The following is a 13,136-nucleotide window of genomic DNA, read 5'->3' as shown; positions in this document are numbered from 1 at the left end:
TCAATATGCTTGATATGAGTGAGTTCCTGGAAGAGCAGCCGCTCGGTTACCTGCTGCACAGGGTGGCCAACGCGCTGCGCTCCGAGGTGACCACAGCCGTTCTGGAACCGCTGGGTTTGGCCTTCCCCCAGTACATCTGCATGCGAATACTCGACCGCTTCCCGGACCGCTCTAATGCCGAGCTTGCGCGCGACACCAACGTGTCACCGCAGGCGATGAACATGGTGCTGCGGGGGCTGGAGGACCGCGGTCTGGTCACCAGGCCGGCAAGCGTGTCGTCGGGCCGGTCGCTTCCCGCCCACTTGACGCGCGAGGGCCGCGCGCTGCTCGAGAAGACCGATGCCGGCGTCAAGGCCGCCGAGCGCCGGTTGATGGCCGGTCTGACCAGCGAGCAGCGCCGCGAGTTCAGGCGGATGCTGATGATCCTGGGCTCGGATTCCGGCTAAGGCGCCTGGATACGCGGCCACGGCCGCGCCTCTTCCAGTTCGTAGGCGAGCTCGAGCAGGCGCGCCTCGCGGCCCCTGATCGTCGAGAACATCATGCCGACCGGCATGCCCGCTGCCGACTCCGCCAGCGGCAGCGAGATCGCCGGGTCGCCGGTGGCGTTCTGCAGCGGGGTGAACGCCACCCAGTCGATGAGCCGATCCATCACCTGCTCGTAGGGTGCGGTGGGATCGAGGTGTCCGATGCGCGGCGTCTCTTCGGCCAGCGTCGGCATGAGCACGGCGTCATAGCTGGCCGACAGGCGGGCGGTGATCCGTCGCGAAGCCGACAGCCGCGCGATCGCCGCGGGAAGCTTGTACAGATTGCGCGCCGCACCCGCATCAAGGCCGAGGGTCAGACTGTCCAGCTTCGCCCGGTCGAAACTCGGGCCGATCATCCGGCGCCCGCCGCGCACGATGGCGAATGCGAGGAACTGCCAGTACAGCAGGAAGTCGTCCTTGAAGCGGGCCGGCACCGGATTGTCGATCTCGGTCACCTTGTGGCCGAGTTCCTCGAGCAGCGCCGCGGCCTTCAAAGTCAGTTCGCGCATCTCCGGGCTGACTTGTCGCACAATGGACTTCGTACAGAACGCGATGCGCAGCCGCTGCTTGCCCGGTCGGCTGACGTCTCCGATCGGCGGCAGCTTCGGGTTGCGGTACACCCGCTCGGCTTCACGAAAGAACGCCGCGGTGTCGCGCACCGACCGGGTCAATACGCCGTTCGCGACGAGCTGCAGTGGCATGCGGGCGGCCTGCTCGTCGAGCGGAAGCCTGCCGCGGGTCGGCTTGAGGCCGACCAATCCGTTGACGGCAGCCGGTATCCGGATCGACCCGCCGCCGTCGTTGGCGTGTGCGATCGGCACCACGCCTGCGGCGACGAACGCGCCCGCCCCCGATGACGACGCTCCCGCAGTGCGCTCGGGATTCCACGGATTGCGGACAGGACCGATCCGTGGATGTTCCGCAGAACCGCTGAAACCGAACTCCGACATCTGCGTCTTACCGAGCGGCACAAGGCCGGTGGACAGGAAGAGACGCGCGAACCGGCCGTCGGCCTTCGCGGGCCTCGGATCCCACGCATCGGTCCCCTGCATCGTCGGCATTCCGGCGACGTCCACGTTGTCCTTGAAGAAAGTCGGGATGCCGTCGAAGTAGCCGCCGTACGGGCGCGACTGCCTCGCACGTTGGCGCGCGCGGTCGAAGGCCTCGTACGCCAGGCCGTTGAGATCCGGATTCACCGCCTCGGTGCGCGCGATCGCGGCCTCGACGAGTTCCGACGCGGTGACCTTGCCCGCGCTCAGCGCCTCGACCAAAGCGACCGCGTCGAGGTCTCCGAGGGCATCGTCACCGAAATCGAAGGCGCTGATGCGATTCACATGGCGAACCTACCAATACAAAAGTCCCCGCCACGACGAGCGGGCGGGGACTTCTGTGGCTCGGGCGGGTCAGCCCTGGCCGACCTCGAAGCGCACGAACCGTGTCACGGTCACGCCTGCATCGTCGAGCAGCGCCTTGACGGTCTTCTTGTTGTCGGAAACCGACGGCTGGTCGAGCAGCACGACATCCTTGAAGTACCCGTTGAGCCGACCTTCGACGATCTTGGGCAGCGCCTGCTCAGGCTTGCCCTCGCTCTTGGCCGTCTCCTCGGCGATGCGCCGCTCGTTGTCGACGATGTCGGAGGGCACCTCGTCGCGCGTCAGGTACTTCGCCTTCAGCGCGGCGATCTGCAGCGCGACCGCATGCGCGGCCGCCTTGTCGGAGCCCGTGAACTCGACGAGCACACCGACCGCAGGCGGCAGGTCCGCAGCGCGCCTGTGCAGGTACGTCTCGACGGTGCCGTCGAAGTACGCGGCGCGACGCAGTTCGAGCTTCTCGCCGATCTTGGCGGACAGGTCCGCGACGATCTGCTCGACGGTGGTGTCACCGACCTTGGCGGCCTTGAGCGCGTCGACGTCGGCGGCCTTCGCGGCAGCGGCAGCCGCCACGATCTGGTCGGCGACGGCTTGGAATTCGGCGTTCTTCGCGACGAAGTCGGTCTCCGAGTTCAGCTCGATCAGCGCGCCGTCCTTGGCGGCGACCAAGCCTTCGGCGGTGGCCCGCTCGGCGCGCTTGCCGACGTCCTTGGCGCCCTTGATACGCAGCAGCTCGACAGCCTTGTCGAAGTCGCCGTCGGCCTCGACGAGCGCGTTCTTGCTGTCGAGCATGCCGGCGCCGGTCAAGTCCCGAAGTCGCTTGACGTCGGCAGCGGTGTAGTTCGCCATATCTGCCTTTCTAGGGGTTCGTCGGGGGCTTGGGTTCGGTCTGAATCTCAGCCTCGGGGGTGCCCGGCGCGGCACCTTCGGCGGTCGGGCTTGCGGTAGCGGTCGCGCTGGCCAGCAACTCCTGCTCCCACTCGGCCAGCGGCTCGGCGCCATCGGCCTGCGGCTTGTCGCCGTTGCCGCCTGCGCCCGCGCGGGCCTTCAGACCCTCGGCGACGGCCGATGCGATGACCTTGGTGAGCAGCGCGGCCGACCGGATCGCATCGTCGTTGCCCGGAATCGGGTAGTCGACGAGATCGGGGTCGCAGTTGGTGTCGAGGATCGCGATGATCGGGATGTTGAGCTTGCGCGCCTCCGCCACCGCGAGGTGCTCCTTGTTGGTGTCGACCACCCAGATCGCCGACGGCACCTTCTGCATGTCCCGGATACCGCCGAGCGACCGCTCGAGCTTGTTCTTCTCGCGGGTCAGCATCAAGATCTCCTTCTTGGTGCGACCCTCGAAGCCACCGGTCTGCTCCATCGTCTCGAGCTCCTTGAGACGCTGCAGACGTTTGTGCACGGTGGAGAAGTTGGTGAGCATGCCGCCCAGCCAGCGCTGGTTCACGTACGGCATGCCGACACGGGTGGCCTCTTCGGCGATGGACTCCTGCGCCTGCTTCTTGGTGCCGACCATCATGATCGAGCCACCGTGGGCGACGGTCTCCTTGACGAACTCGTACGCCTTGTCGATGTAGGTCAGCGTCTGCTGGAGGTCGATGATGTAGATGCCGTTGCGGTCGGTGAAGATGAACCGCTTCATCTTGGGATTCCAACGACGGGTCTGATGCCCGAAGTGGGTGCCGCTGTCAAGCAGCTGCTTCATGGTTACAACAGCCATTCGGCCATGTCCTTGCGTTGTCGGTTGCCGCCCGGCGTCGGGTGATGCCGGGCCCTGGCGTCTGCTGCATGCCGGACCCGATCGGGAGTTCTCCGTTTCGGGACCGCCCGGCATGCGGATCAACCCTGAAAGAACGGGGCTGCGGCAGGCGCGCGAAGTCAATCCGCTGGCGCGAATTGCGGGTCTGAGTTTACACGCTGTCAGCAGGTGCTTTGTCCACACCGACGGCCTGATCCCCAGGTGAGCAGTTCGCACCTTCCCGATTCCGCCTCGCCGCGTTGAGCTGGGCGTATGCGTCTGGCGACGGCCGTTGCGGTGCTGACGCTGGTGTGCGCGGCGCCCGCAGCGGCCGACGAAGGCCGACTGAACTGGCCGCTGCAGCCGCGACCTGCAGTTGTGCGGGCCTTCGATGCGCCGTCGCCGGACTGGCAACGCGGCCATCGCGGTGTCGACCTGGCTGCAGTGCCTGGTCAGCCGGTGTATGCGGCCGGGCGGGGCACGGTTGCGTTCGCCGGTGACCTGGCCGGCCGCCCGGTGGTGTCGGTGGCTCATCCCGGCGGGCTGCGAACCAGCTACGAGCCCGTGATCGCCGCGGTGCGGCGGGGTCAGTTGGTTGGTGCGGGTTCACCGCTCGGCGAAGTGGTCGCCGGCCACGAAGGCTGCCCCGCGCCTGCGTGCCTGCACTGGGGTGCGATGTGGGGTCCGGCCGCCAACGCCGACTACGTCGACCCGATCGGGCTGCTGGCCGCCACCCCGCTCCGCCTCAAGCCCCTACACCGCTGACTTCGCCCGCGAGCACACGCGAAAGTGCGTGTCGCCGCGGCGTATCGGGTGCTTTTGCGTCTGCTCGCGCGGCAGGCCTCACTCACACGAACGCGACGGCGCGCACCGGTGCTCCGTCGGCGTCGATCGCCAGCGGGAAGAAGCCGATCCGGACATGAGTATCGAGGCCGTCGAGACCGCAGATGTTCTCGACGATCAGCGCGTCGGCGCCGAGCACGACCTGATGCACGGGGAAACCCGAGCCAGGAACACCGGTGGGATCTGGGCTCAGTGTGTCGACCGTCAGCACGTGCATGCCACGGCGGACCAGCTCGGTTGCGGCGTCCACCGACAACGCGGGGTGGTCCAGCGCAGCGCTGCTGCCGAACTTCGCGGCCCATCCCGTGTCGAAAACCAGGACAGGGGGCAACTTTCCCGGCAATCCGCCGTCGAGCGCCGCCGAGATCTCAGCCAGGCCGTAGGTGGCGCGGGGGGCTAACGGATCGAGGTGTACGACGAGTGCGTCCGCGACGAGTTCGTCCAACCCGATCGCGCCCGTTGTGCGACCGCCGGCAATGCAGTGCGATGGCGCGTCCAGATGTGTGCCCGTGTGCGAGCCGAGATGCAGGAGAGCGACGTCGACCCCGTCGCGCGCGAGCACCAGCGCCGGCCCGATGTCGACAGCGGGATCGCCCGGATACACCTGCATTCCCGGGGTGATCGGATGGCTCAGCTCACGCATCGGCAGGCTCCGCTGATGCGACATCGGCGAGATGCGTGCTGTCCTCCCGCGGGTGACGTGTCCGCTCACGCCACATCGCCAGGCCGTAGAGCACGAACGTGAGACGAAGGCCGGGATGGTCGCACCGATCGGGCTGCGCACCGCATACGTCCAGAGGTAGGAGGCCGCCGTCGTTCGACGCGAAAGCGTCGACGATCACGTCGGCGGCACGGACAACGTCGTCGGAAGTGGGTTCCTGGGTCGACATGGCCGCTCCTCGGGCCGCCGGGTTGGCAGCTCTCACTCTAGAGAGATCGGCGCGGGAATCCACTGTCCGTACGCTGGAGAGCGATGAGTGTCGCTCCCGAGACCACCGTCGCCCTCGGTAACCGGTTCGCCACCGAGTTGCCCGAACTCGCCGTGCGCTGGAAGGCCGAATCGTCCCCGCGGCCCCGGCTGCTGGTGCTCAACGAACCGTTGGCCGCCGACCTCGGCCTCGACGGCGGCTGGCTCCGCAGCGCCGACGGCTTGGGCCTACTCACCGGCACGCGGGTGCCTGCAGGCGCCGAACCAGTCGCGCAGGGATACGCCGGGCATCAGTTCGGCGGCTGGGTACCCCGCCTCGGCGACGGTCGCGCCCTGCTCCTCGGTGAACTCGTCGACAGCCACGGGCGGTTGCGCGACCTTCATCTCAAAGGGTCCGGACGCACGCCGTTCGCCCGCGGCGGGGACGGCTTGGCGGCCGTCGGGCCCATGCTTCGCGAGTACGTCGTCAGCGAGGCGATGCACGCCCTCGGCGTCCCGACCACTCGCTCGTTGGCCGTCGTCGCAACAGGGCGGCCGGTGCAGCGCGAGACTCTGCTCGACGGCGCCGTGCTCGCAAGGGTCGCCGCCAGCCATCTGCGCGTGGGCAGCTTCGAATATGTCTCCGCGGCAGGCAAAGTCGATGTTCTGCGACGGCTCGCCGACCACGCCGTCGCACGGCACCACCCCGCCGCCGCCGACGCTGACAACCCGTATCTCGCTCTACTGGACGCGGTCATCGGTGCACAGGCCGAACTCGTCGCCCAGTGGATGCTTGTCGGGTTCATCCACGGGGTGATGAACACCGACAACATGACGATCTCGGGTCAGACGATCGACTACGGGCCCTGTGCGTTCATGGACACCTTCGACCCCACGACGGTGTTCAGTTCGATCGACTCGTGGGGTCGCTATGCCTACGGTAATCAGCCGACGGTGGCGGGTTGGAACCTCGCACGGTTCGCCGAGACGCTGCTGCCGTTGCTCGCCGAGGACCAGGATCACGCGATGGCGCTGGCGACCGAATCGCTGCAGGACTTCCCCCGGCGATACGCGGCCGCGTGGACCGCGGGCATGCGGCGAAAGCTCGGCCTCTCCGAGGATGTGGACGACACAGTGGTCGGTGAGATCGCCGACCAGGTGATCGAGTTCCTCGGGCGCGACCGCCTCGACTACACATCGTTCTTCCGTCGGTTGGCCGAAGCGGCGCGCGGTCAGGCGGGTCCGGCATCCGGCGACTGGGTGGCTCGCTGGCGCGCGCTCGGGCCCGACGCCGACGCGATGGACCGCGTGAACCCCGTCTATATCCCGCGCAACCATCTCGTCGAGGAGGCGCTGGCCGCCGCGACCGCAGGTGATCTCGAACCACTCGAGAAGCTGCTCGCGGCGGTGACATCCCCGTACGAGCCCCGACCCGGGTTCGAGCGCTACGCCGAACCCGCCCCGGAGGAATTCGGCGGCTGTTACCAAACCTTCTGCGGCACCTAAGTCTCATGGATTTCGGCGCGCTCACGTGCGCTGAGCGTCGGTTAACGCGCCGAAATCACACTCAGGCACGCGGGTGCGCCTGGTCGTGGACGGCGCGCAGCCGCGCCACCGTGACGTGGGTGTAGAGCTGCGTGGTGGCCAGCGTCGAGTGCCCGAGCAGCTCCTGCACGATGCGCAGATCGGCTCCGCCCTCAAGCAGATGCGTGGCCGCGCTGTGCCGCAAGCCGTGCGGGCCGATGTCCGGTGCTCCGTCGACGGCGGAGACCGTCTGGTGCACGACCGTGCGGGCCTGCCGTTGATCGAGCCGACGGCCGCGCGCGCCGAGCAGCAGCGCGGGTCCGGAATCGCCGGTGGCAAGGGCGGGCCGACCGTCGGTCAGCCACGCCGTCAGCGCGTCCTGCGCCGGCAAGCCGAACGGCACGGTGCGCTGCTTGTCGCCCTTGCCCAGCACCCGCAGCAGCCGCCGCGACATGTCGACGTCGTCGACGTCGAGGCCACACAGTTCGCTGACCCGGATTCCGGTGGCGTACAGCATCTCCACGATGAGCCGATCGCGCAGCGCCATCGGGTCACCCTGCTGCGCACCGGAATTGGCGGCGGCCATGGCGTCGAGCGCCTGATCCTGACGCAGAACCGCGGGCAGTGTCCGCCGCGCCTTCGGGACCTGCAGGCGCGTCGCCGGATCGGTGGAAAGTAGACCCCGTCGCGTCGCCCACGCGGTGAACGTCTTCACCGCCGAGGTGCGCCTGGCGAGCGTGGTGCGTGCGACACCCGCACCGGCCTGAGCCGACAGCCACGACCGCAACACCGGCAGGCTCAGGCCGCTCAGCCCAGCGCCGGGTGCACGCAGGGACATGAACTCGAACAGTGACCGCAGATCGCCCAGATAGGCGCGGCGGGTGTGGTCGGAGCGACCGCGCTCCAACGCGAGGTGTTCGTCGAACTGCTCGAGGATCGCCTCCACCCAGTCACCGTGGCAGATGCGGTCGCAGCGGCTCAGATGACGCGCCGGAGCGTGTCCGGGGTGAGATCTTTCAGCGTGCGGTAGCCGTCGACGGCCAGGGTGACGTCGGCTTCGGCCAGCAATGACCGCAGAACATGCACGATCCCGTCGACGCCACCCAATGCGAGGCCGTAGGCGTAGGGCCGACCGATCGCCACAGCCGCGGCACCGAGGGCGATCGCCTTGACGATGTCGACGCCGCTGCGGATGCCAGAGTCGAACAGCACCGGCAGCCCGTCGGCCGCAGCGACCACATCGGGTAGGCAGTCGATCGCCGGAATACCGCCGTTGGCCTGCCGTCCGCCGTGATTGCTGCAGTAGATCGCGTCCACGCCGCCGTCCCTGGCTCGGCGTGCGTCGTCGGGATGGCAGATGCCCTTCATGATCAGCGGCAGATCCGTCAGCGACCGCAACCAGGGCAGGTCCTCCCACGTGAGCGCGTTACCGAACATCTGGATCCACTGCATCACCGCGCCCTGCGGATTCTCCTCGGGCGTTTGAGGCAGCTTGTCGCGGAAGACGGGGTCGCTGGTGTAGTTGGCGAGGCAGTGCCCACGCAGGAAGGGGAAGTTCGAGGTGCTGAGATCGCGGGGTCGCCAACCGGGAATCCAGGTGTCGAGTGTGACCACGATGCCCTTGAATCCGGCCGCTTGCGCGCGGTGCACCAGGCTGGCCGCCACGTCGCGATCGGTGGGCGTGTAGAGCTGGAAAAACCCTGGCGTATCGCCTAATTCGGCGGCGACCTCTTCCATGGGGTCGGCCGACATCGTCGAGGCGATCATCGGCACACCGGTTCTGGCCGCCGCGCGGGCCGTGGCCAGGTCGCCGTGGCCGTCCTGTGCGCAGAGGGCGATGACGCCGACCGGCGCCATCATCGCAGGAGAGGGCAGGATCATCCCGAACAGATCGATGGACAGATCGCGTTCCTTCGCGCCGACGAACATCCTGGGCATCAGGCCCCAGTGGTCGAAGGCGGTGACGTTGGCCCGTTGGGTGCGCTCGTCACCCGAACCGCCCGCGACGTAGGACCACATGCCGGGCGACATCGCCGCCTGCGCCTTCGCCTCCAGTTCGGCGAAGGACATGGGCAGCGGCGGCAAGACGCCGGACAAGCCCTGAAGGTAGATCTCGAGTTGGTAGTCGCTGAACGCCATACGCGCTAGCGTGCCAGGCCGGTGCTCAGGCGTTGGCGCCTTGCTCCGCTTCGGCGAGTTCGCGCTTCCACTGACGGAACGTTTCCTCGGTGCGGCCACGCCGCCAATAGCCGGAGATGGAGTTCGCCCACTTGGCCTCCACGCCGCGTTCCTTGGGGATGTAGGGCCGCAGGTTGTGCATGACCGCCTGCGCTTCGCCGTGGATGAAGACCTGGACCTGGCCTGGCAGCCAGTCGGTCTCCTTCACCGCGGCGATGAGCGGCGCGTGATCGCCCGCCGCCTCGTCGGGAACCAAATCGGCGCGCCGCCGCGGTAGATCCAGTTCACCTCCACACCGGGGGGCGCCGTCAGCGGAATCTCGTCGTCGGGTCCGGCCACCTCGATGAAGACCTTGCCGATCGCGTTGTCGGGCAACGCCTTCAGCGCCACGCTGATCGCGGGGATAGCCGCCTCATCTCCTGCCATCAGGTGCCAGTCCGCCTCGGGGTCGGGCGCATAGGCCCCGCTGGGACCCATCAGGTAAGCGGGCTGCCCGGGTTTTGCCGCTTCCGCCCACGGACCTGCGACACCATGGCCGCCGTGGACGACGAAATCGATGGTGAGTTCCCGTTTTTCGGTGTCGGCGCTGCGCACGGTGTAGGTGCGGACCGTGGGCCGCTGCTCGACGGGCAACTCATTGAAACTGTCGAGCGTCAGCGGCTGAGGAAGCGCCGCCACGTCGATGTCGTGCCGAACGAACACGATCTTCACGTAGGAGTCGGTGAAGTCGTTGGGCTTGAACGTGTCGAAACCGCTGCCGCCGAGCACCACGCGCACGATGTGCGGCGGCGTCAGTTGCTCAGTGCGCAGCACCTCGAAGGTGTGCACCGGACGTCCTGCCACTGTTCCTCCAGCTGTTGTTCGTTAGCCAGTCTCAACAAGGATACGAGCGCGCGCTATTCCGTGGTCGCCTACGTCTTCGGCCTGCTCAGCTTCCAGTAACCGTCGGCTCGGGTGACCAGACCGCACACTTCCAGCATCGACAGCGGTCCCAGCACCTGCGTCGCCGGCAGTCCCGAGGCCACCGCGATCTGGTCGGCGGTGCGGCGCCCGCGGGCAGGCAGTGCCTCATAGACCCGCTGTTCGGCCTCGCTGAGACCGTCGAGCAGCGTTTCGGGCCGCTCCTCGTCGGGTGCGAGTTCGCCGATGTGTCCGATGAGCTCGACGACGTCGGCGGCACGCGTGACGAGGGTCGTGTCGTCGTCCCGCAACAACGCGTGGCAACCGATCGACGCCGCCGACGTCACCGGTCCCGGCACCGCGCACACCGGCCGCCCCAACGCCCGCGCCCATGCCGCGGTGTTCGCCGCCCCGCTGCGGGCACCGGCCTCGACGACAACGGTCGCCCCCGACAGCGCCGCGACCAGCCGGTTACGGGTGAGGAATCGGTGGCGGGCGGGACGCACGCCGGGCGGATACTCGCTGACCACCAGTCCGTCCTGTCCGATCCGGTGCAGCAGGCCGGCGTGCCCCGACGGGTAGGGAATATCGATACCGCCCGCGAGCACCGCGACCGTGCACCCGTCAGTGCCCAGCGTCGCGCGGTGCGCGGCTCCGTCGATGCCGTACGCGCCGCCCGAGACCACCGTCACATCGCGTTCGACGAGACCCGCGGCGAGGTCGGCGGCCACGTGCTCTCCGTACGCCGTTGCGGCCCTTGTTCCGACGATTGCGACGGCCCGCCGCACCACGTCGTCGAGCCGCGCGGTGCCGACCATCCACAACGCCAGCGGCGGATGAGCCTGTGGCCGTTGGCGGTGATCCACACGGGCGAAGCCGGTAAAGGACAGTAACGGCCACTCGTCGTCATCGGCAGCGACCAACCGTCCGCCGCGTCGATCGAGCAGTTCGAGATCTTCTGCCGCGCTGTCGATTTCGCGACGGGCGATGGTGTGGCGGCCAAGGTCATCATCGACATCGCCTGACTTGACGAGCGCGGCGGCCTGCACAGGCCCGACTCGGCGCACGAGCTCGATCAGCCCGGGACACGGCGGTTCAGCCACCCGGGACAGATACGCCAACGCCAGGCGCGCGTCGTCGCTCACCGCACTGCTCCGGCCGCGCGAAAGCTCAGTGCCGTTGTGACATCCTCTTTGCTCGGCGTCGTACGTCCACCCAGATCGGCAAGTGTCCACGCGACCCGCACAGTGCGATCGCAGCCCCGCAGGCTCAGCACGCCGCGGTCGACGGCCGTCCTCAAGGGGGCCATCACGTCCCGGCCGAGCCGGAACTGACGGCGCAGCAACACACCGCTGACTTCGGCGTTGGTCCGGATGCCGTATGGCCGCCATCGGTCGACGGCCGCCGCACGAGCCGAGTGCACGCGATCCCTGACTTTCGCTGTCGACTCCGCCGCCTCCACCTCGAAGGCTTGCGCCTTCTCGCGGTGCATCTCCACGCGCAGGTCGACCCGGTCCAGCAGCGGCCCTGACAGCTTGGTCAGATACCGTCGTCTCGCGGTCGAGGTGCAGAGGCATTCCTTCGGGTCGGTTGCCGCGCACGGGCACGGGTTCGCCGCGAGCACCAACTGGAAGCGCGCCGGATATGTCGCTACGCCGTCACGACGCGCCAGTCGAATCTCACCGTCTTCCAACGGAGTACGCAGTGCCTCCAAGGCACTGTTACCGATCTCGGCGTACTCGTCGAGAAAAAGCACCCCGCGATGGGCCCTGCTGACCGCGCCCGGCCGGGCCATGCCTGTACCGCCGCCGACCAACGCGGCGACACTCGAGGTGTGGTGCGGTGCCACGAACGGCGGCCGGGTGATCAGCGGCGTGTCCCCCGCCAGCAGGCCCGCCACCGAATGAATGGCCGTCACTTCCAAGGACTCGGATGCCGACAACTCCGGCAGCAGACCGGGAAGTCGCTGCGCCAGCATCGTTTTCCCCACCCCAGGAGGCCCCGTCAAGGTCAGGTGATGCGCACCTGCGGCCGCGACCTCGATGGCATACCTGGCGTGGATCTGGCCCACCACGTCGGCCAGATCGGTCGGCTGCTCGGGCCGCAGCGGCTGTGTCTCGATCCGCCCGGCCAGTTCGCCCTTGCCTGCGAGCCAGGAGTGCAGTTGTCCCAGCGTTCGGACACCGAGCACCTCGACCCCGTCAACCAGGCTGGCCTCACTCAGGTTGTCGACGGGAACCACCACGGTGGGCCACCCATGGCCTTTGGCCGTCAGCACGGCAGGAAGGACGCCCTTGACGGGCCGCACGCGGCCGTCGAGCGCGAGTTCGCCAAGCAGAACCGCCTTCTCGAGCCGTGGCCACTCCTTTTTCAGCTCGGCTGAGACCACGGCGCAGGCCAGGGCGAGGTCGTAGACCGAGCCCATCTTCGGAAGAGTCGCAGGGGAAAGCGCAAGCGTCAGCCGGGACTGCGGCCAGTTGTTGCCGCAGTTGGTGATCGCGGCGCGCACACGGTCACGCGACTCCTGCAGGGCGGTGTCGGGCAGCCCGACCAGATGGACACCCGGCAGCCCCGAGCTGATATCGGCCTCGATCTCGACGATTTCGCCCTCAAGCGCGCGCACCGCCACCGAGAACGCTCTTCCCAGCGCCATCAGCCGACCGCCTGCAGATGAGTGATCTCGGGCGTGCGCTGCCTGCCGATGCGCACACCGACGACATCAATCCGCACCGCCGACCAGTTTCCGCCGTGACCGGCGAGCCACAGCCCGGCGAGCCTGCGCAGCCGACGGACCTTTTCGAGCGTGACCGCCTCCTGCACTCCCCCGAACCGGTCGGAGGTACGCGTTTTCACCTCGACGAAAACAGCTGTGCGCGTTGCCTTGTGGGCGGCAATGACGTCCAGCTCACCGTAGCGACAACGCCAGTTGCGGTCGAGCACCTCCAGCCCGAGCGCCACCAGGTGCTCGACCGCCAGTTGTTCACCCAAAGCGCCGATCTCGGCACGGCTCCATGTGGTCATGCCGACACTCTGCAGACCGCAGCGGACACCGCGACGACAGCGAGGCCGAGTTATCAACAGTTGCGCGATTGCTCACAATTTGCGCGCTTCTTGCCTATTGCTCACGGGAAACGCATATCCTGTCATCA

At 67.9% G+C, this 13,136-nt stretch carries 13 protein-coding genes and 1 pseudogene; 3 read left to right on the top strand and 11 right to left on the bottom strand.

Features of this window, described 5'->3' with window-relative positions; genetic code table 11:
* Positions 1 to 5 precede the first annotated feature (5 nt).
* Positions 6 to 446: a MarR family winged helix-turn-helix transcriptional regulator gene (locus tag C6A82_RS10165; RefSeq protein WP_105347420.1), complete on the top strand. Its 441-nt coding sequence runs from the start codon at positions 6 to 8 to the stop codon at positions 444 to 446.
* Here the strand turns inward: C6A82_RS10165 and C6A82_RS10160 are convergent.
* The 3 genes from C6A82_RS10160 to rpsB all read right to left on the bottom strand — a co-directional run bounded on the left by C6A82_RS10160 (position 443) and on the right by rpsB (position 3,617).
* Positions 443 to 1,858 carry an amidase gene (locus tag C6A82_RS10160; protein ID WP_105347418.1) on the bottom strand — a complete coding sequence of 472 codons (1,416 nt, stop codon included), beginning with the start codon at positions 1,856 to 1,858 and terminating at the stop codon, positions 443 to 445. The two genes, C6A82_RS10165 and C6A82_RS10160, sit on opposite strands and share 4 nt — an antisense overlap.
* A 69-nt stretch (positions 1,859 to 1,927) precedes the next feature.
* Positions 1,928 to 2,743 carry a translation elongation factor Ts gene (gene tsf, locus C6A82_RS10155; RefSeq protein WP_105347416.1) on the bottom strand — a complete coding sequence of 272 codons (816 nt, stop codon included), beginning with the start codon at positions 2,741 to 2,743 and terminating at the stop codon, positions 1,928 to 1,930.
* A 10-nt stretch (positions 2,744 to 2,753) separates the two neighbouring features.
* Positions 2,754 to 3,617, bottom strand: a complete 864-nt coding sequence (gene rpsB / locus C6A82_RS10150) for a 30S ribosomal protein S2 (RefSeq protein ID WP_105347415.1) — start codon at positions 3,615 to 3,617, stop codon at positions 2,754 to 2,756.
* A gap of 291 nt (positions 3,618 to 3,908) precedes the next feature.
* Here rpsB and C6A82_RS10145 point away from each other — a divergent pair, with 291 nt between their 5' ends.
* Entirely contained in the window at positions 3,909 to 4,400 is a 492-nt protein-coding gene (locus tag C6A82_RS10145) for a M23 family metallopeptidase (RefSeq protein ID WP_105347413.1), read from the top strand.
* Positions 4,401 to 4,482: 82 nt separating this feature from the next.
* On the opposite strand, the gene C6A82_RS10140 is transcribed toward C6A82_RS10145, so the two are convergent.
* Positions 4,483 to 5,121 (bottom strand): cyclase family protein, encoded by a 639-nt coding sequence (locus tag C6A82_RS10140; protein WP_311101774.1) that lies wholly within the window; start codon positions 5,119 to 5,121, stop codon positions 4,483 to 4,485.
* On the bottom strand, positions 5,114 to 5,368 hold the full coding sequence (locus C6A82_RS10135; protein ID WP_105341354.1) for a hypothetical protein: 255 nt from the start codon (positions 5,366 to 5,368) through the stop codon (positions 5,114 to 5,116). The genes C6A82_RS10140 and C6A82_RS10135 overlap by 8 nt, the downstream gene beginning before the upstream one ends.
* Positions 5,369 to 5,451: 83 nt before the next feature.
* Here C6A82_RS10135 and C6A82_RS10130 point away from each other — a divergent pair, with 83 nt between their 5' ends.
* Complete coding sequence (locus C6A82_RS10130) at positions 5,452 to 6,891, top strand: YdiU family protein (protein ID WP_105341352.1); 1,440 nt, start codon at positions 5,452 to 5,454, stop codon at positions 6,889 to 6,891.
* A 61-nt stretch (positions 6,892 to 6,952) separates the two neighbouring features.
* Here C6A82_RS10130 and C6A82_RS10125 read toward each other — a convergent pair whose 3' ends face one another.
* From C6A82_RS10125 to C6A82_RS10100, 6 genes and pseudogenes are all read right to left on the bottom strand, one after another.
* Positions 6,953 to 7,855, bottom strand: coding sequence for a tyrosine recombinase XerC (locus tag C6A82_RS10125; protein ID WP_311101773.1), 903 nt, complete (start codon positions 7,853 to 7,855; stop codon positions 6,953 to 6,955).
* Positions 7,856 to 7,887: 32 nt separating this feature from the next.
* A complete protein-coding gene (locus C6A82_RS10120; protein ID WP_105344699.1) occupies positions 7,888 to 9,048 on the bottom strand; it encodes an alpha-hydroxy-acid oxidizing protein in 1,161 nt (386 codons plus the stop codon).
* Positions 9,049 to 9,073: 25 nt separating this feature from the next.
* Positions 9,074 to 9,930, bottom strand: a pseudogene (locus tag C6A82_RS10115) (siderophore-interacting protein).
* 68 nt (positions 9,931 to 9,998) lie between these two features.
* Entirely contained in the window at positions 9,999 to 11,132 is a 1,134-nt protein-coding gene (gene dprA, locus C6A82_RS10110; protein WP_105344697.1) for a DNA-processing protein DprA, read from the bottom strand.
* Positions 11,129 to 12,640 (bottom strand): YifB family Mg chelatase-like AAA ATPase, encoded by a 1,512-nt coding sequence (locus tag C6A82_RS10105; protein ID WP_105344696.1) that lies wholly within the window; start codon positions 12,638 to 12,640, stop codon positions 11,129 to 11,131. The genes dprA and C6A82_RS10105 overlap by 4 nt, the downstream gene beginning before the upstream one ends.
* The gene (locus C6A82_RS10100) at positions 12,640 to 13,008 is read right to left on the bottom strand and encodes a YraN family protein (protein ID WP_105344694.1); all 369 of its coding nucleotides are present in this window, start codon (positions 13,006 to 13,008) and stop codon (positions 12,640 to 12,642) included. Before C6A82_RS10100 ends, C6A82_RS10105 begins: the two co-directional genes overlap by 1 nt.
* Between the last annotated feature and the right edge of the window lie 128 nt (positions 13,009 to 13,136).

Source organism: Mycobacterium sp. ITM-2016-00318, assembly GCF_002968285.2.
Classification (GTDB): Bacteria; Actinomycetota; Actinomycetes; order Mycobacteriales; family Mycobacteriaceae; genus Mycobacterium.
Note: the sequence above shows the minus strand (reverse complement) of the source record. Positions and strands in the feature narration are given on the sequence as shown.